This window comes from Variovorax sp. NFACC27 (genome assembly GCF_048301545.1).
GTDB classification, from domain to species: Bacteria; Pseudomonadota; Gammaproteobacteria; order Burkholderiales; family Burkholderiaceae_C; genus Variovorax; species Variovorax gossypii.
In genome coordinates this window covers 5115348-5134134 of the sequence record NZ_CP157613.1, presented here as the reverse complement: position 1 = coordinate 5134134, position 18787 = coordinate 5115348, and the positions used below count along the sequence as shown (strand labels likewise).

The 18787-nt window shown below is 67.7% G+C and carries 14 protein-coding genes; 8 read left to right on the top strand and 6 right to left on the bottom strand.

Translation table 11 applies throughout. The features are described 5' to 3' along the window. Positions 1 to 117: 117 nt before the first annotated feature. Positions 118 to 1071 carry a MurR/RpiR family transcriptional regulator gene (locus ABL840_RS23995; RefSeq protein WP_418115990.1) on the top strand — a complete coding sequence of 318 codons (954 nt, stop codon included), beginning with the start codon at positions 118 to 120 and terminating at the stop codon, positions 1069 to 1071. On the opposite strand, the gene ABL840_RS23990 is transcribed toward ABL840_RS23995, so the two are convergent. Then, positions 1008 to 1874, bottom strand: coding sequence for an HAD-IIA family hydrolase (locus tag ABL840_RS23990; protein ID WP_093307407.1), 867 nt, complete (start codon positions 1872 to 1874; stop codon positions 1008 to 1010). The two genes, ABL840_RS23995 and ABL840_RS23990, sit on opposite strands and share 64 nt — an antisense overlap. 136 nt (positions 1875 to 2010) lie before the next feature. On the opposite strand from ABL840_RS23990, the gene ABL840_RS23985 reads away from it, so the two are divergent. The 7 genes from ABL840_RS23985 to ABL840_RS23955 all read left to right on the top strand — a co-directional run bounded on the left by ABL840_RS23985 (position 2011) and on the right by ABL840_RS23955 (position 9711). Then, complete coding sequence (locus tag ABL840_RS23985) at positions 2011 to 2946, top strand: phosphate/phosphite/phosphonate ABC transporter substrate-binding protein (RefSeq protein WP_093307406.1); 936 nt, start codon at positions 2011 to 2013, stop codon at positions 2944 to 2946. Between the two features lie 20 nt (positions 2947 to 2966). Next, positions 2967 to 3779, top strand: coding sequence for a phosphonate ABC transporter ATP-binding protein (gene phnC / locus ABL840_RS23980; RefSeq protein WP_093307405.1), 813 nt, complete (start codon positions 2967 to 2969; stop codon positions 3777 to 3779). Further along, positions 3776 to 4774 carry a phosphonate ABC transporter, permease protein PhnE gene (gene phnE / locus ABL840_RS23975; RefSeq protein WP_093307404.1) on the top strand — a complete coding sequence of 333 codons (999 nt, stop codon included), beginning with the start codon at positions 3776 to 3778 and terminating at the stop codon, positions 4772 to 4774. The genes phnC and phnE overlap by 4 nt, the downstream gene beginning before the upstream one ends. Positions 4775 to 4907: 133 nt before the next feature. After that, on the top strand, positions 4908 to 5111 hold the full coding sequence (locus ABL840_RS23970) for a hypothetical protein (RefSeq protein ID WP_093307403.1): 204 nt from the start codon (positions 4908 to 4910) through the stop codon (positions 5109 to 5111). Positions 5112 to 5182: 71 nt separating this feature from the next. Further along, the gene (locus tag ABL840_RS23965) at positions 5183 to 7432 is read left to right on the top strand and encodes a phosphocholine-specific phospholipase C (protein WP_093307402.1); all 2250 of its coding nucleotides are present in this window, start codon (positions 5183 to 5185) and stop codon (positions 7430 to 7432) included. 29 nt (positions 7433 to 7461) lie between these two features. Beyond that, the gene (locus ABL840_RS23960) at positions 7462 to 9219 is read left to right on the top strand and encodes a YadA family autotransporter adhesin (protein WP_093307401.1); all 1758 of its coding nucleotides are present in this window, start codon (positions 7462 to 7464) and stop codon (positions 9217 to 9219) included. Between the two features lie 132 nt (positions 9220 to 9351). After that, on the top strand, positions 9352 to 9711 hold the full coding sequence (locus ABL840_RS23955) for a hypothetical protein (protein ID WP_093307400.1): 360 nt from the start codon (positions 9352 to 9354) through the stop codon (positions 9709 to 9711). Between the two features lie 19 nt (positions 9712 to 9730). Here ABL840_RS23955 and ABL840_RS23950 read toward each other — a convergent pair whose 3' ends face one another. The 5 genes from ABL840_RS23950 to ABL840_RS23930 all read right to left on the bottom strand — a co-directional run bounded on the left by ABL840_RS23950 (position 9731) and on the right by ABL840_RS23930 (position 18677). Beyond that, the gene (locus ABL840_RS23950; protein WP_093307399.1) at positions 9731 to 12037 is read right to left on the bottom strand and encodes a glycoside hydrolase family 3 N-terminal domain-containing protein; all 2307 of its coding nucleotides are present in this window, start codon (positions 12035 to 12037) and stop codon (positions 9731 to 9733) included. A 249-nt stretch (positions 12038 to 12286) separates the two neighbouring features. Beyond that, a complete protein-coding gene (locus tag ABL840_RS23945) occupies positions 12287 to 13246 on the bottom strand; it encodes a T6SS immunity protein Tli4 family protein (RefSeq protein ID WP_093307398.1) in 960 nt (319 codons plus the stop codon). Positions 13247 to 13287: 41 nt separating this feature from the next. Continuing rightward, entirely contained in the window at positions 13288 to 14238 is a 951-nt protein-coding gene (locus tag ABL840_RS23940; protein ID WP_093429335.1) for a T6SS immunity protein Tli4 family protein, read from the bottom strand. 36 nt (positions 14239 to 14274) lie between these two features. Further along, positions 14275 to 16134, bottom strand: a complete 1860-nt coding sequence (locus ABL840_RS23935; RefSeq protein WP_418115989.1) for an esterase/lipase family protein — start codon at positions 16132 to 16134, stop codon at positions 14275 to 14277. Next, positions 16134 to 18677, bottom strand: a complete 2544-nt coding sequence (locus tag ABL840_RS23930) for a type VI secretion system tip protein VgrG (RefSeq protein WP_093306419.1) — start codon at positions 18675 to 18677, stop codon at positions 16134 to 16136. The genes ABL840_RS23935 and ABL840_RS23930 overlap by 1 nt, the downstream gene beginning before the upstream one ends. Positions 18678 to 18787 lie beyond the last annotated feature (110 nt).

Here is an 18787-nt window from a genome sequence, read left to right as displayed (position 1 = left end):
GCAGCATGCTCTTGGAGCATCCGAGATCCGAGCATGGCAAGCCGCCGAATATAGAGCCGCCGTGTCTTGTTCGATCTCATGCCAAACCGCCACCGAGCCCGGGTAAGCTCGCGGCCCATGAAGCGCAACAGCACTCCCAGATCGACCGGCGGCAAGGCTTCTGCAGCCGGTGGCAAGACCTCCGCGGCCCCGGCGGCAGCTCCCGTTCCCGTGGCGCCCGGCGTCCCTGTATCCGCCGTGCTGGCGCGCATCCAGACGCTGTGGTCATCGCTCGGGCCGGTGGGCCAGCGCATCGCCGACTTCATCGTGAAGAACCCGCGCGAGGTGGTGCACATGTCGGTCAGCGAGGTGGCCGAGCGCACGGGGTCGAGCGAGGGCAGCATCGTCGGGCTGTGCAAGAACCTCGGCGCCACGGGCTTCCAGCAGATCAAGATCGCGCTGGCGCAGGAGCTGGTGCGGCCGGTGCAGTTCATCCACGAAGACCTCGATCCGCAGGACAACGCCACGGCGGTCATCCGCAAGATCTTCCAGAGCAACGTGCAGACGCTGCACGACACCGAGGCCACGATCGATGCGAAGGCGATGGAGCGGGCGGTGAAGCTGTTTCGCGAGGCCGAGCGCATCGAGATCTACGGCATCGGCAGCTCGGCCACCATCGCCGAGGACGCGCACTACCGCATGCTGCGCATCGGCCTGAACGCCAAGGTGGTGGTCGACTCGCACGTGCAGGCCATCAGCGCCTCGCTGACCGATGCGAAGACGGCGGTGCTGACCATCTCGCACTCGGGCAGCACGCACGAGACCGTCACGGCCACGCGGCTCGCGAAGGAGGCGGGCGCGTCCACGGTGTGCATCACCAACTTCGGCAAGTCGCCGATCCAGGCCTTCGCCGACGTGCTGCTGTTCACGATGGCGCGTGAGACCAGCTTCCGCACCGAGGCGATGACCAGCCGGCTCGCGCAGCTGGCGATCATCGACGTGCTGATCGCCTGCCTCGCTCTGTCGGACTACGACACCTCGGTGCGCACGCTGCGCCAGACCTTCGACGTGCTCTCGCTCAAGCGGTACTGAGGCGGCACCGCCACGGCCGCCGGCCTGGCGACGAGCCCGGCCACCGACGGCGCGGCGGCACCGGGGGCGTGTCCCACGATCACGCACGCCATGCCCAGCCGCGCGGCGCCTTCGCCGTCGGTGAGCGGGTTGTCGCCGACCACCACCGTGTCCTGCGCCCGGGCGCCCAGGCAGCGCAGTCCTTCCTCGAACAGCAGCGGTGCCGGCTTGCCGATCACGCGCCATGGCTGCACCCCGCTGGCCGCGACCACGGCCGCGAGCAGCGCGCCGGTCTCGGGCACCACGCGGCCCTGCGGGCCGGGGTGCGTGGCGTCGGCGTTGGTCACGACCAGCCGCGCGCCGCGCAGCAGCTCGTTCACGACGAGCGCGAGGCGCGCGTGGCTGAAATGCATGTCCAGCGCGAGCAGCACGAAGTCGGCGCCGGCCTGCACCAGCCTGCAGCCCTGCGCGAGCGCATGGCGCTGCAGGGCGGGGCTCGCGGCCATCATCACGCGGGCCCCGGGGGGCTCGCGCGCCAGTTGCCGCACGGCGAGTTCGCCAGCCAGCACGATGCGCGCCGGCGGCACGTTCAGGCCCAGGCGGCGCAGCCGTTGCGCGAGGCCGCGCGCGGTGTGCGTGGAGTTGTTGGACACGATGGCGTAGCGCCCCTCGAAATGCGCGAGCAAGGCAGCAGCGCCGTCGATCGCCTCCTGCTGGCGCACCAGGGTGCCGTCGAGGTCGACGAGCAGGTGGCGGGCGCGAGCGAGTTGCGGGTCGATGCCGTCGGGTTTCGCGGTCTCTTGTGTGTTGTGGTCCGTGCTCATGGCGGCGCATTGTATTGAATATTGCTCAGTGAAATTTTGAATTTGGAATGAGCAAATTTCACTGACTTGTCATCTTGGATTCCTAGAGTTCCGGGCATCGCCTCGACAACATCGTCCCGAACGAAGGAATCCCTCCATGAAGAAGCTCCTGGCCATCGCGGCCGCCGCCATCTCGCTGTCCGCAGCGCTGTCTTTTCCCTCGCACGCCCAGGCCGTGGCCGACGGCTCGCGCGAGCGTCCGCTGCGCGTGCTGCTGATTCCGGCCGACGGCGGCACCGAGTCGGGCACCAAGGCCGACTACGCACCGGTGTTCAACGCCATCACGCGCACCACCGGCCTGAACTTCGACCTGAAGGTGGGCCAGTCGTACGGCGCCGTGGTCGAGGGCATGTGCAACCAGTTGGCCGACATCGCCTTCTTCGGCCCCGTGTCGTACGTGCAGGCCCACAAGCGCGGCTGCGCGCAGCTGCTGGCCGTGGGCGTGGAGAAGGGGGCTTCGGTGTACTACGCCGGCATGTTCGCCAAGGCCAATGCCCCGATCGCCGGCATCAACGACGTGAAGGGCAAGCGCGTGGCCTTCGGTGACGTCAACTCGGCCTCGAGCTTCACCTTCCAGGTCGCGATGCTGATGGACGCGGGCATGGACCCCGCGAAGGACCTCTCCGCCATCCGCATGACCGGCAGCCACGCCAGCAGCCTGGCCGCGCTGGTGCAGGACCAGGTCGACGTGGCCTCGCTCTCGTTCGATTCGTTCGAGAAGGCCGTGAAGCAGGGGGCCGTCGATCCGAAGACGGTGAAGGTCGTCGCGAAGAGCATGGCCATTCCGTACCCGCCGCTCGCGCTCAACTCGAAGCTGCCCGAGCCGCTGAAGGCGAAGCTCAAGGACGCCTTCGCCACCGTGAACAAGGCACCCGGCGTCACGCCCGACATGATCCGCGGCTACGGCGGCGGCAAGATCGACGGCTACGACACGAAGTTCTCGGAAGACGAGTTCAATGTCGCCGCCGAGAAGCTGGGCCTGCTCACCGACGAGCTCAAGGGCCGCATCCTGGCCAAGGCCGCGCAGCGCTGAGCACGCAAGGCGGGCAAGTCATGCTGAATTTCGAATCGGTCGCGATGCGCTACGCCGACGGCACGCAGGCGCTCGGCGGCGTCTCGCTGCAGGTGCCGGCGGGCCAGTTCTGCGTGGTGCTGGGCTCCTCGGGCGCGGGCAAGTCGACGCTGCTGCGCATGGCCAACGGGCTGGTGAAGCCCACGCAGGGCTCGGTGCAGGTAGAGGGCGTGCGCATCGCGGCCGATTCGCTGGCGCGCATTCGTCCGCGCATCGGCATGATCCACCAGCAGTTCAACCTGGTGCTGCGCTCCACCGTGGCGCAGAACGTGCTGGCCGGCGCGCTGCCGGCCATGTCGACGTGGCGCGCGCTGCTGGGGCTCTTTTCCGAGGATGCGCGGCGCAAGGCCTGCGGCTTGGTCGAGTCGGTCGGCCTGCAGGAGCAGCACCTGCTGCGCCGCGTGAGCGAGCTTTCGGGCGGACAGCAGCAGCGCGTGGGCATCGCGCGCGCCTTCATGCTCGACCCGCCGCTGGTGCTGGCCGACGAGCCCGTGGCCAGCCTCGACCCGCAGACCAGCCACGACGTGCTCTCGCTGCTGCGCCGGCAGGCCCGCGAGCGCGGCACCACGGTGCTGTGCAGCCTGCACCAGATCGAACTGGCCTGCGAGTTCGCCGACCGCATCGTCGCGCTGCGTCACGGCGCGGTGGTGTTCGACGGCGCGCCTGAGGTGTTCCGGCCCGAAGTCTTCGACGCCGTGTACGGGCGTACTTCTGCCGGCACACGGTCCGTCAACACGGTGGACCCCGAAGCCGTGCTGCCGCTGCACCCCGGCGTGCTGGAGCTCGTGCAATGAACCGGCCCGCATCCGCCTGGGAGCTTCCGCGCCCGTTCGGCGCGCGCAGCCTCGCCGTGCTGCTGATCGTGCTGGTGGCCGGCTTCTTCGCCGGCCAGCGCGTCGAGATGGGACGCATGCTCTCCCTTACCGGCGAGGGCGTGCTCGCCGCGGTCGGCCTGCGCGAGCAGTCGCAGGTGCTCTCTGGCCTCGGGACCATCGCGCGTTCGCTGTTCCCCCCGCAGGTTTCGGAGCGCACCGAGACCGCGCGCATCGAGGGCTTCGACCGCAACCGGCTGCCCTGGTTCGCGCATGTGGAGACCGTCGAGACGCGCGAACCCAAGCTCAATCCGCAGACGCTGCAGATGGAGGAGGTGATCGACGCCCGCGAGGTGCTGGTGGAGCCCTTCGGCTACCTGTGGCACGTGGCCGTGAAGATGCTCGAGACCTTCGAGATCGCCATCTGGGCCACGCTGCTGGCCATCGTGCTGAGCGCGCCGCTGGCGTGGTGCAGCGCGAAGAACTACACGCCGAACCGTATCGTCTACACGCTGGCGCGCAGCGTGGTCGGCATGTTCCGCGCGGTGCCCGAGCTGGTGAGCGCGCTGTTCCTGGTGCTGGCCTACGGCTTCGGCCCGATCGCCGGCGTGCTGGCGCTCGCTCTGCACTCGGCGGGCTTCCTCGGCAAGTTCTACGCGGAAGACATCGAGACCGCCGACGACAAGCCGCAGGAAGCGCTGCGCGCCATCGGCGCCAGCAAGCTCAAGGTGATGCGCTTCGCGGTGCTGCCGCAGGTGATGCCGCAGTTCATCGCCTACACGCTGTACGTGCTCGACCGCAACGTGCGCATGGCCACCGTGGTGGGGCTGGTGGGCGCGGGCGGCATCGGCCAGGAGCTCAAGGGCCGCTACGACATGTACAACTACGCGCACGTCGGAACGATCCTGATCGCGATCTTCCTCACCGTGCTGGTGCTCGACCGTCTCGCAGCGCGCCTGCGCAGCCGCTATGCCTGAGCCCTGATCTCCCTGTGCGGGGATGTTCACGTCCCTCGCGCGCCACCTCCCGATTTCTTCGATCCGGTGCAACCCCGAGGGAACTGCCCGGCCCGGCTTCGCCCCTGCTTCTCTTCGATCAAAGGAAATTGTCATGACTCCACGAGCTTCCCGCCATGGCCTCGCCGCTTCGGCCGCGGCCGGTCTTCTTCTGTGCCTGAGCCTTGCCGCGTGCGGCGGTGGAGGAGGCGGTGGCGGCGGCGTGGCTGTGATGCCGCCCACCGGCACCACGCCTCCGACCACCACGCCGCAGCAGCCCGACCAGCCGGCGGCCCCGGCCCTGAAGTGCGCGCCCTGAGCAGCGTCTCGCTTCCTCCATCGACACGTCCTCCGTTTCTTCCGTTCTGTTCCCGCGTTGAAAGACTCCTCATGAACAACACCAACCGTCGCGATTTCTTCCGCAAGTCGGCCGGCGCCGTCGGCGCGGCCTCGGCGCTCACCATGCTGCCGCCCGCGATCCGCAATGCGCTCGCCGTCGAGGCCGCCGTCGACACCGGCACCATCAAGGACATCAAGCACGTCGTGATCCTGATGCAGGAGAACCGCAGCTTCGACCACTACTTCGGCACCATGCGCGGCGTGCGCGGCTTCGGAGACCGCTTTCCGATTCCGCTGTCCAGCGGCAAGCCGGTGTACTTCCAGCCCAATCCCGCCGGCGGCGCCGAGATCCAGCCCTTCCGGCGCGACTCCCGCATCAGCAACGCGCTGATCGGCTCCGGCACGCCGCACAACTTTCCCGACCAGCAGGCGGCGTGGAACCAGGGAAAGATGGACCGCTGGATCCAGTTCAAGAACCAGGCGACGATGGGCTTCTACATGCGCGAGGACATCCCGTTCCAGTTCGCGCTGGCCGACGCCTTCACCATCTGCGACGGCTACCACTGCTCCATCCTCACCGGCACAGACCCGAACCGCATCGTGTTCTGGTCGGGCTCCAACTTCAACCCGGAGCTGCGCAAGAAGGGCATCAACAGCACCGACACCGATTCCGAGCCAGTCAACTCGCGCTGCTGGCCGAGCCCGTCGAGCTGGGTCGCCGGCAGGGCGCAGCAGGCCGACGGCTCGGGCCAGGTCGACCCCGGCACGGGCGCCTACAACTACAAGTACGTCAACAACTCCTTCAAGTGGGACACGCTGCCCGACCTGCTGCAGAAGGTCGGCATCAGCTGGCACATCTACCAGAACATGAACAACAACTGGACGGGCGCCATGCACGGCTGCCTGGCCTTCCAGAGCTTTCGCACCGCGCAGCCGGGCTCGCCGATCTACGAGCACGGCCTGACGGGCGGACCCGCCACGGCCGACGGCGCCGTCAACTTCCTCGCCCAGCTCCGGCAGGACGTGATGAACGACACCCTGCCGCAGGTCTCGTGGGTGCTGCCCACGCAGGCGCTGGCCGAGCATCCCGGCAGCAGCGAAGGCGTGGCCGGCGCTGCCGACTTCATCTCCGACGTGCTGGCCGCGCTGACCTCCAACCCTGCGGTGTGGAGCAAGACGGCGCTGTTCGTGACCTTCGACGAGAACGACGGCTTCTTCGACCACCTCGCGATGCCGGCGGTGCCGTCGTACGACGCCAGCGGCAACCTGATGGGCAAGTCCACCGTGCCGCTGGACGGCGAGTACTTCGACGCTTCCGTGGGCAGCTACCTGAACGCAGCCGACACCACCAGCGGCAAGATCCGCCCGTGGGGCCTGAGCTCGCGCGTGCCGATGTACGTCGTGTCGCCGTGGAGCAAGGGCGGCTGGGTCAACTCGCAGGTGTTCGACCACACCTCGGTGGCCCGATTCCTCGAGAAGCGCTTCGGCATCACGGTGGATGCCATCAGCCCGTGGCATCGCGCGGTCTGCGGCGACCTCACCTCGTGCTTCGACTTCGTGAGCCCCAACGACCCGGTCGTCCCGAAGCTGCCCGACATGAGCAACTTTCCCGCGATCAACGCGGCGCAGAAGCTCCTGCCCACGGCCCCCGTGACCCAGGCGCCGGCCACGCCGCAGCCGCTGTACCAGGAGACCGGCACGCGCTTCTCGCGCGCGCTGCCCTACGAGCTGCACACCAGCGCGCGCGTCGAGTCGCGCGGCATCGTCTCGCTGATCTTCAGCAACACCGGCGAGCAAGGCGCGGTGTTCCACGTCTACGACAAGCTGCACCTGGACCGCATTCCGCGCCGCTACACGGTGGAGGCCGGCAAGCAGCTCACCGACTACTGGAACGCCGCGGCCAGCGACAGCGGCAAGTACGAGCTGTGGGTGTACGGCAGCAACGGCTACGTACGCACCTTCAAGGGCGACGCGCTCGCCGCCGACACCGCGGGCTTCAAGCCCGAGGCGCAGGTCTGCTACGAACCTGCCACCGGACAGGTCTACCTGAAGGTGCACAACAGCGGCACGGCGGCGGGCACGGTCAGCGTGCAGTCGAATGCGTACCGCACTGACGGCCCCTGGCCGCTCGACGTGGCGCCAGGCGCCACCGGCACGCTGCACTGGAACCTGGACGGCAGCGGCCACTGGTACGACTTCACCCTGACCGGCGCGAACTTCGAGCGCCGCTTCGCGGGCCGCGTCGAGACTGGCAAGCCCGGCGTGAGCGATCCCGCCATGGCGCTGCACCTGAAGGCCTGAGCGGGCTCCCACCAGCAGAGGCAGACTTCATGAAGAAGAACAACAAGGGGTGCGTTCCGGGCGTCGGAGGCGCACCGGGCGCACCAGGCGCAGCGAGCACAACGAGCGGACTTGTCGCACTCGGACTCGCGGTGGCGCTCGGTTCGGCCGCAGGCACCGCCGCGGCGCAGCCGGTCACCTGGGACCCGGCCAAGGGCAACCTCGGCATCGGAGACGGCACGGCCACCACGGGCGTGACCGGCAGCAACAACCAGGCGATCGGCAAGGGCGCCGGCAACAACGTCGGCACCAACTGGAACCTCGCCATCGGCGAAGCCGCCGGCACCGGCGTGAGCGGCGGCAACGCCAACACGGCCATCGGCTTCAACGCGGGGCAGAACGTGAAGGGCGGATGGAACCAGGCCATCGGCCGCAGTGCGGGCCAGAACGTCACCGGCAACTACAACAACGCCACCGGCTTCTGGGCCGGCACCGACGTCACGGGCTCCTACAACAGCGCGTACGGCACCAACGCCGGGCGCACCGTCACGGGCAGCAACAACATCGCGCAGGGTAACGGCGCGGGCAACAACGTCAGCACCAACTGGAACCTGGCCATCGGCGAGGGCGCGGGCACCAACGTGTCGGGCAAGAACGCCAACCAGGCCATCGGCTACTACGCGGGCACCAACGTGGTCGGCGGCTGGAACCAGTCGATGGGCCGCAGCGCGGGCCAGAACGTGACGGGCGACTACAACAACGCGGTCGGCTTCTGGGCCGGCACCAACGTCACCGGCACCGGCAACGAGGCCTACGGCAGCAACGCGGGGCGGGACGTGGTCGGCAGCGGCAACCAGGCCTACGGCGGAGACGCCGGCCGCAACGTGAACGGCAGCAACAACATCGCGACGGGACAGGGCGCGGGCTCGGGTGTCACGGGCTCCGGCAACCAGGCTTCCGGCGCGATGGCCGGCGCGCAGGTGCAGGGCAACAACAACGTCGCGATGGGGCAGGCCGCGGGCGGCGGCGTGCAGGGCAGCCAGAACCTGTCGTTCGGCAACGCGGCCGGCCAGGCGGTGGTGGGCAGCGGCAACCTGGCGCAGGGCAACGGCGCGGGCCGGCAGGTGAGCGGCAGCGGCAACATCGCCATCGGCAACGACGCGGGCGTGTACGTGAACGCGAGCCAGAGCATCTCGCTGGGTGCCGCGTCGCGCGCGAGCGCCGACAACGCGATCGCGCTGGGAAGCAACGCGGCCGCGACGCATGCCAACAGCATCGCGCTGGGAGCGGGCAGCGCGACCACGCGCGGAGCGCAGTCGGCCTACACCGCGATCGGGCTGGCGGGCGTGCAGTCTTCCGTGGGCGAGGTTGCGCTGGGCAACCGGCAGCTCACCGGCGTGGCGCCCGGCAGCGCGCCCACCGATGCCACCAACGTCGGCCAGGTGCAAGGCATGGTGAAGGACGGCGTGGCCACGGCCAACGCCTACACCGACAGCGTTGCCGCGCAGGGCCTGCCGCTGGGCAAGGCCTACACCGACGCCATGGCGGGCCGGCTGCAGAGCCAGATCGACGACAACGCGCGCCGCGCCTACGCCGGCATCGCGGGCGTCGCAGCGATGGAGGCCGCGCCGATGGTGCCGGGCAAGATCAGCTATGCGGTCGGCCTGGGCAACTACCGCAGCGAGAGCGCGCTGGGTGGCTCGATCCGCCACACCACGCAGGACGGCCGCTACAGCGTGACGCTGGGCGTGGGCGCGAGCAGTTCGGGAGTAGTGACGCGCGTCGCGCTGACGGGCGTGTTCGACTGAAGATGCCGCATTCGCCGAAGTGGTTTCTCACGCCCACCTAAGCGAACTCTCACTGCCGCCTAAGCGGACTCTCACCGGCCGGTAATTGCCGCGTCCTAGAGTGAAACATCGTCATCACTCAAGGAGACAGCCATGAGAGTTCGTACCGCAGCCCTGTGCGTCGCAGCCGTGCCCGCGCTGGCACTGGCGTCGATTGCCTATGCGGGCGGCCGCGCCGATCCCGACTATCCGCAGGTCTCGCATTCGAGCCAGTCGCGCGATGCGGTCGCCGACGAAGCGGCGCGCGCCAACAACGGCATCCATGCGACGGAGGTCATGGAATCGCAGGTGCAGCCGTCCGTGTCGGGCATGGACCGCGCGCAGGTGCAGGCCGAGGCGATTCGCGCGAACACGGGCATCCATCCGACCGAGGTCATGGAGTCGCAGGTGGCGCCTCCCGTGGCGTCGGCGAACCCGCAGGGCTCGTCGGTCGCGCACGCGATGAGCGAGTAGGACGCGGCGTTGCCGGTCTTCAGTCCCGCGTGAGCACGAAGCGCTTTCGGATGCCGCTCGCGGCCGAAGGCGCCACCCACAGGTCGAACTCGCCGGGCTCCACCGTGGGCTTCATGTCGCGGCCGATGAACGACAGGTCATCGGCCGTGAGCGTGAACTCGACGACTTCCGATGCGCCCGGCGCGATGCTCAGCTTGCGGAATCCCTTGAGCTCGCGCACCGGCCGCGTCACGCTCGCGGCGCGTTCGCCGATGTAGAGCTGAACCACTTCCTCGGCCTCGCGCGCACCCGTGTTGGTGACGGTGGCGCGCACACGCAGCGTGCCCGACAGCGGCATGCGCTCGGTGCTGAGCTCCACGCTGTCGTAGCGCACCGGTGCATAGCCGAGGCCGAAGCCGAAGGGGTAGAGCGCCTCGTTCGTCGCGTCGACATAGCGGGTCTTGAAGGCGGTGTCTGGCGCGTTCTCGGGCGAGGGGCGGCCGGTGCGCTTGTGGCCGTAGTAGTAGGGCACCTGTCCGGCCGTCTGCGGGAAGCTCACGGGCAGGCGGCCCGAGGGATTGAAGTCGCCGAACACCACGTCGGCGATCGCGTTGCCCGTCTGCACGCCGAGGAACCATGTGACGAGAATGGCGCGCGCATTTCGCACCGCGCCCTTGAGCGCCATCGCACGGCCGTTGCTCAGCAGCACGACCACCGGCTTGCCCGTGGCGGCCACGGCCTCGGCCAGGTCCTGCTGCGCCTGCGGCAGGCCGATGTCGCTGCGCGAGCGCGCCTCGCCCGACATCTTCTGGCTCTCGCCGATGGCCAGCAGCACCACGTCGGCATCGCGCGCTGCGGCCACCGCGGCGTCGATGCCACCGGGCAGCGCCGACTCGATGCCCGAGCCGCGCACCACGTTCACTGAAGAATTCGGGCCCAGCGCCGAGCGCAGCCCCTGGTCGATGCCCACCGGCGCCGACTGCCCCGGGAACAGGCTCCACGCGCCCATCAGGTCGATGGTGCCTTCGGCGAAGGGGCCGATCAGCGCGATCTTCGTACCGGCCTTGGGCAGCGGCAGCAGCATGCGATCGTTCTTCAGCATCACGATGGAGCGGCGCGCGCTCTCGCGGGCCAGCGAGATGAATTCGGGGTTCTCGGGGCGCTGCGAGGCGGGCAGCCCGTCGAGCCCGCGCATGGGGTCGTCGAACAGGCCCAGCTTCTGCTTGACGCGCAGCACGCGGCGAACCGCATCGTCGAGCCGCGACATCGGCACCTCGCCGGAGGCCACGAGATCGGGCAGGTAGCGCATGTAGAGGCCGCTCTGCATGCTCACGTCGGTGCCCGCCATGAAGGCCTGCTTGGCGGCCTCGCGCGGATTGGCGGCGTAGCCGTGCTCCACGAGTTCTTCGTCGGCCGTGTAGTCGGAGACCACGAAGCCACGGAACTTCCATTCGTCGCGCAGCACGCCCGTGAGCAGTGCGGGGTTGGCGGTGGAGGGCACGCCGCCGATCTCGTTGAAGGCGCTCATCACCGACAGCGCGCCCGCGTCCAGCGCCGCGCGGAACGGCGGCAGGTACACCTCGCGCAGCGTGCGCTCCGAGATGTCGCTCACGTTGTAGTCGAGCCCGCCCTCGGCCGCGCCATAGGCCGCGAAGTGCTTGGGCGTGGCCAGCATCGAGTCGGGCCGGGAAAGATCCGTGCCCTGGAAGCCGCGCACCCGCGCGGCCGCGAACTGCTTCGCGAGAAAGACATCCTCGCCCACGCCTTCGAGGCCCCGGCCCCAGCGCGCATCGCGCGCGATGTCGACCATCGGCGCAAAAGTCCAGCGGAAGCCGTCCGCCGTGGCCTCCACCGCCGCCGCGCGGGCGGTGCGCTCGGCCAGCGCGGGCTCCCAGCTGGAGGCCTCGGCCAACGGCATCGGGAACATCGTGCGAAAGCCGTGGATCACGTCCGCGCCGAAGATCAGCGGAATGCCCAGGCGCGACTCCCTGATCGCGATCTGCTGCAGCCGCCGCTTGCCCTCGAGGCCCGCGTTGTTGAAAAGGCCCGTGAGCCGGCCGGCCCGTACGTCGGCCGTTTCCTGCTGCGCGTTGCGCCAGCCGGCCTGCGGGTTGTTGGGCGTGTCGATGTCGGCGGGGCCGTACAGGCTGAGCTGGCCGGCTTTCTCCTGCACCGTCATGCGGGAGATCAGGGCTTCGATGCGGGCGTCTGCGTCCTGCTGCTGCTGGGGTGCAGCAGTCGTCGCATCGGGTGCGGCCGATGCGGAGGGCAGGAGGAGCGCGAGGGAGAGGAGGGCGCAGGCGGGGGCGAGAGAGCGCGCCGGATGGCGCGGGAGTCGGACGTGCATGGGCTCCTATTCTGCAGACATCGGGAATCGCCCTTGGATGGTGGGTCTTGGTGCAGGTTGTTGCTGGATGTGACGCGGGGCATCGTCAGGCGTTGATCGGGCGCCAGAGCCGGTTCGCGGGTTGCTGCAACGTGAACCGTGCGGCCTGTGCCGATGGGAGGGGAGAGAGCGGCAGAGCGAGCATCGATGCCAAGGCTTGGAGAGTCTCGCGGCGGGTGGGGGCTTGTGTTGGCGTCATTGCAGGTTGATTCATTTGATTGCGACCGCACTGGCCGGTGCACCGGGCACGGCTACGCGGAACTTGAGGCCGTCGAGAAGCTTGTCCCACAGTGCGACAGCTTCTTCGTCGTTGAGTGAGGAGGCTGGTGCCGCGCCCACTCGGTCCGAAGCCACCTTGGTGGACATGGCTACGTTGAGGTTGCCAGGGCGCGCAACGCTGCCGCCGTTCTCGCCGATGAACATCCACTCGAAATCGTGGAAACCCTCGGCGGCGCGCACCAGCGATTCTTCGCCATTCCAGCCATGGACCTTCTTCTTTCCCTCGCGCAAGGTCGTGAGCTTGGGGTAGCTGCTGCCGGCCTCGCGCTTGCGGTCGGCGATGAGCTTGAGCAGGCCGTAGCTGTTGCTGGGGGAATTGGTGTTGACGGTCTGGTTGCTTTCGACGCTGAACACCACGTCGGGCAGGGCGGCCATGTGCAGGCCGACCTGAGTCAAGACATTGCCCTTGGCTCCGTCGATTCGGGTGAAGCCGTATTCATGGCAAAGGCCCTGATCCGTGGGAACCTCGTCGGGCTCGCGTGCGCGCAGATTGCTGGCGAGCTCGACAGCATCTCGAAGGATCGAGTCCGGGGTCACGTTGTAGCTCTTGGCCGTCGCGTCGCCTCCAACAAAGATGTGCGGGCCTACGACGTAGTAGACGTCAAAGCTCTCCAGTCCATACTTGGGCGCGAGGTCATCGTCGTAGGACCGAATCAACCAAGTGTTTGGTGCTGGTCCGGGACCAACGAAATTGATCCTGGCCGTCTTGTCCTTTGCGAGGATTCTTGCCTGTTCGGCGACCAACACTTTCTCGATGTCATTGGCTTGATTCGGCAACGTCGGAAAGTCGCGTCCGAATGCCAGCCTCGAATCTATTGGTGCGGTCAGTGCATAGCGTCCGAAGCACAGCATCTTGGTGCGCTCGAACAGTTTCTCGATGCGTCGGTTCATGGGCAGTGGTGTATGAGTCGTGTCGAGATCCGTCTGCTGCTTTATCTCTTGATGGCGATCGCCTCGGCTGGTGCACCTGGCACGGCCACTCGGAACTTGAGGCCATCGAGCAGCTTGTCCCACAGTGCGACAGCTTCTTCGTCGTTGAGCGAAGAGGCTGCGGCGGCGCCCACGCGGTCTGATGCCACCTTGGTGAACATCGCCGCTTGCAGCAATGCCGGGCGCGCGACGTTGCCGGTTTCACCGATGAACATCCATTCGAAGTCGTGCGAACCATCGGCTTCGCGGACCAGCGACTCCTCGCCGTCCCAGCCGTGGACTTTCTTCTTGCCCTCGCGCAGCGTCGTCAGCCTGGGATAGCTGCTGCCGGCGTCTCGCTTGCGATCGTTGATGAGCTTGAGCAGGCCGTAGCCATTGCTGCCCTTCGTGCTCTGGCTCTGGTTGCTCTGGACGCTGAACACGACGTCCGGCAGGGCCGCCATGTGCAGGCCGGCCTGGGACAGGGCCGGACCGCGGGAGCCATCGACACGGGTGAAGCCGTATTCATGGCAAAGGCCCTGATCCGTAGGAACTTCGTCGGGCTCGCGTGCGCGCAGGTTGCTGGCCGTTTCGACCGTGTCGCGGAGAATCGACTCCGCGGTCGCGCCATTGTCCGTGCCCCGGCCGCTCATGAAGATGTGTGGTCCGACCACGTAGTAGATGCGGAAGCCTTCCAGATCAACCTCTCTAGCGGATGCGCTCTTGAACGATCGGATCAGCCAGGTGCCCGGTGCGGGGCCTTTCCCGAAGTAGGTGATCTTGGCGGTCTTGTTGTTGGAGAGAATCTTCGCCCGCTCCGCCTCCATCACCTTCTCTATGTCGTTCGCCTGGTCGGGGAGCGTCGGAAAGTCGCGCCCGAACGCCAGTCTCGAATCTACCGGTGCGGTCAATACATAGCGCCCGAAGCAAAGCAGCTTGGTGTGCTCGAACAGTTTCTCGATGCGTCGGCTCATGCAGAAAATCCTCGTCTTCAGGGGTGGTAGGGGAGTTCAGTTCTTTTCGGACCACCATTGGGTGTCGAAGTCGGCCGCGATGCGCACAATGCCGTAGAGCGTGGCTGCGCTGGCGTTGGCGTCGCTGTAACTGCCCTGGTGGTCGTATCCGGCCTGCACGAACTTGGCTTTCGCACGCACCTTCGCGGCGCTGCGCTCCACGGGCACCGTGCCGTCGCTGGGTGTCATCGGTGGCTGGAGCTTGAGCTTGAGGACTTCGCCCCGGTCGCCTCTGACCCGCAAGGTGCCTTGACCATCGTCACCTTGGTCTCCGGGCAGCAATGTCCAGGTCAGTGGATCTCCGGCGATGGCAGGGTCTCCATCCACCACGCGCCACACCAGGTCGTTCCAAGCGGGTTGGCTCGGATCGCTGCCGTAGTGTGCGTACGTGCGCTGATGGAAGGTGTCCTGGATCGTGTCGGCAAAGCGCATGGCCTCCTTGATGCGCTCTGTCGTTGCCTTCGGACCGATCTGCTCTTCGGTCTTTCCGCCTCTATCCGGAGGCAGCCTTATCTGCCCCGCCGGATCGATCCAATCCGGATTGATCAACCTCCACCACTTGTCCCGGTCGAGCGTGTAGATCTCGCTCACCGCGTCACTGCTGGGCCATTTCGCCAGGAACTTGCCGTTGTCGTCCTGCACCTGCAGCCACTGCGTGCCATAGGCGGCCGCCGGCAAAAGCTCCAGGCCGCCTTGCGCATTGGCCAGCACGGCCGTCACTTCCTCGCCGTTGTCGCCCAGGACGCTCTGCGTGATGCCACCCACCAACTGGGACTTCAGATGCCACCAGGGCTTGTTGCTGCCCTCGAAGCCCGCGCGCATGCGCTTGTACGCGGCGGCCGCGCCGGTGGTGGGCATCACCCCGTGCACCACGCCCAGAATGCGATGCCTGATGCCGCCGTAGTCCGCATGCATCATCGCCCGCGCCAGGATGCCGCCCATGCTGTGCGTGACGACGATGACGCCGGGGCAGTCGAAGCCGTTGTGGTTGTAGGTGTCGATCAGCAGCTCGATCTTCTTCGCAAGCTGCTTGCCTTCCTCGCCGTTGCTCCTGAGCCAGTTGTAGCCGAAGGCATGCACCGGGTACCAGCATTCGCCGATCTTGCGAATGTCGTCCTCGCTCAGCGGTTGCGCGTCGTGGACGCCGAAGCTCGACGGTGGCCGGCCGATCAGCGCCTCGGGGTTGCTCTTGTCGAGCCATGCCGGTGAGACGACGTACTTCTTGCCTTCCCGTCGCAGCATGTCGTTGAGCTGGCGCTCCATCAACTGCAGGATGCTGCCGTAGGCGTCGAACATCACTTCGCTCCATCCCCGTGCGCGGGCCTTCTGCGCGGCGGTGAAGCTTTGCTGGTTGCTCGCCAGCGGGTGCGTCGGGTCGGCCTTTGGATCGGTGATGAGCAGCTTGCTGACATCGCCCAGGTCGTCGGGCACGTTGTCGTGGCGCTGGTCGGAGCTGATGGTCGCGGAGCCCGTGGCATCGAAGCGGCGGCCTTGCTTGCCTTCGATCTTTTCGTCGGTGACCTTGTAGCGATCGACCTCCACCTCGTCGGGGTCCAGCCGCATCTGGCGGGCCGCCGCGCTTGCGTTGCGCCGCGAGAAGGCATCGCCTTTCTTGTCGGGCGACCACGAGAGGTTGTCGCTGCGCTTGAGCAGCGCCTGCCGCTCCCGGGACAGTCGCAGGTTGCTGCCCATGATGCCGGGCAGGAACACGATCGGGATGAGCTTGCCCGGAGGCACGCGCACGCGGATCTTTCTCCTGTCGTCGAGCGGCGTCGTCACGGCGGTGACCTCCGCGAAACCGCCCAGACCCAGGCTGAAGTCCAGCCAGATGTCCTCTTCTTCTCCCTGTACCGCCATCACTTTGTCCTCCCGAGCCATCGCACCTTGTAGACCTCCGGGCCATCCGATCGCTGCTGCCGCGTGGTGCCGTCGGTGCTTGTGACCTCGCCGCCTTGCCGGCCCGGCCCCGTCGTCTCGCCGGAAGGCGCAGCCCGCGAGCTGGGCTCGCCGTTGCGCAAGAGCTCGAAGCGCTGCCTTGCCGCGAGGGTGTCCTTTTCATCGACGTGATGAAACATGACCTCCTGGTCGAAGCGCGTCTGGACGTCCCGGTTCATCTTGTCGGGCGTGCGGCTGTCGGGCTTCACGAAGCTGTGCGTGGTCGCATGCGCCCGCCAGATGCCCCGAGTGCCGTGCACGATCCCCGAAGCGTTCCAGCAGGTGTAGCTGGACCCACCGTTGATCACGACTTCTTCGGCTGCCGTGATAGTGATCCGGTCGGCCTCCTGCCGGATGTTCATCTTCGCAAGCACGTTGATGCTGTTCTTCAGCGCCGCGATGTCGATGTCCGCATTGCCCGCCACCAGCTTCATGCCGGCCTTGTAGGCGAACATGCGCACCGCGTTCCTCGCCGAAACCAGGAAGCTCTTCGCACTGGCGACGCTGGTGTGCCCGCCGCTGGTGAGCGCGTTGTGTCCGCCGCTCGCGAAATGGCTTGAGCCTTGTGCGGTGGTCTGTATGCCGCAAGGGCTGGCGAGCGTCAGGTGCGGCTGGTCGAACTCTGGGAACTCACCTTGCGCGGCGCCGCCGGTCTTGCCCCTGATCGCATCGTTCTGTTGCTTGAGTTCCCTGGCGACCTCGCTCTGATCTCTTTCCTCGTGGGCCTTGGCAGCCAGCGCTATCTGCGACATGCCTTCGTGCACGTCGCGCGCCTGCGTGAGCCGCGCGATGGTCTCGCCCATGTCGGTGATGTGCGCCCGCGCGTTCGGCCGGGGCTCGGTGCTCACCAGCAGACCACGCGCGGCGCGCAGTGCGCCGTGTCCATCGGTGCGCAGCTCGAAGCCCTGGCCGCGATCGTCCTTGCGGCCGGCGGTGTCCTCGATGCGGCCTATGTGCCCGAGGCTGAGGCTGCTGCACTGGTGGTCGCTCTTGAGCTGCGCCTGCACCTTGCTCGCGCTGTCGTCGAGGGCCAGGTGGTTGCCGCGCAGGCCGCCTCCGAGTTCGCGGCTGCGGATGCCCATCAGATGAGTCTGGGCGGGCAGCTTCCATGCCGGCATTTCGTCGGCGTTGTGGACACGGCCCACGACGATCGGGCGGTCGGGGTTGCCGTTGAGGAAGTCGACGACCACCTCCTGCCCGATGCGCGGCAGCGCCGCCGTGCCGAACTGCGCGCCGGCCCAGCCGTGCGACACGCGCAGCCAGCACGAGGAGTTCTCGTCACCCTGGCCCAGGCGGTCCCACTGGAACTGCACCTTGACGCGACCGTACTGGTCGGTCCAGATTTCCTCGCCCGCCGGGCCGACCACCACGGCCGTCTGCGGACCGCCGGTGCGGGGCTTCGGCGTGATGCGCGGCGGGCGCCACGCGAAGCTGGTGGGCTGTGCATCGAAGGCGAAGCGCTGGATGGAGCCGCCCGATGTGCCGGCCGTGCCTTCGCTGGCGCGCAGGTTCTCCTGCAGGTGATAGGCCACGCCGAGCACCAGGTGCTGGCGGTTCTGGTCGTCACGCGGATGGCCGGCAAGCCGCAGCGTGTGGCCCGGCGCCAGCGAGCGCAGGTTGGACCGCCCGGAGACGAGGCTGCGCGCGCTCAGCTGTTCCTCGTTGCGGATGCCGGCGTAGATTTCGCCGTCGCCGTTCTGCAGGTAGTGGCCGGGCCACTCGAAGACTTCATGGCCGTCGTGATCGTGGCCCGGCGGCATCTGGCGCCGGCTCTTCAGGTCGGCCTTGGGCTTCTCGAAGTCGTAGTCGTCGGTGCAGTGGTGGCCGGAGCGCAGGTCCTCGGCCATTTCCCAGGCATAGATGCGCTCGGCCGGCTCCTCGCCGCCGGTCATGCCCGACTGCTCGCGCGGGTGGTAGCGCACCGTCTCGCCGCCGGGCAGTGGGTCGTGCGAGCCGGCGATGTCGTCCGCGAGCACCAGCACGTGCTGGGCGGCTTCGTGCCGGAAGTAGTAGCAGATGCCCTCGTGCTCGCACAGGCGCGACACGAAATCGAAGTCGCTCTCGCCGTACTGCACGCAATAGCTCCACGCCCTGTAGTTGCGTGTGAGCTTCTGCTCGAAGGGGTGCCCGTAGCGGCCGAGCACCTCGGCCAGGATCTCGGGAACGCTGCGGTCCTGGAAGATCCTGTAGTCGTGCCGCTTCGAGGCTAGCCAGAACCACGGGCGCAGCCTCATCGCGTAGAAGCAGTGCCGCGCGTCTTCCCGCACGAGCCCGAAGCGGGTGACGATGCCTGCGAGATGGCGCGTGCCGCCGTGCCCGGTCTGCATCGACACGGTGGCCGTCTTGCCGAGCAGGGCCTTGGGGTCGATGGCGTTGCTGCTGCCCAGCAGTTCGACGTCGAAGGCGTAGGCCCGGCTCAGCGCCTCGCGGCCGACCAGCCGGTGGAATTGCAGCGCCTCGCCCATGGGCGTGGCAATGGTGACGCGACGGCCGGCCAGGATGGGCTTGGGCACGAGAGATCCTCCCTGAATAGTCGACTGCTCGACCGAAAATAGTTTTTTCGGATTATTCGAGC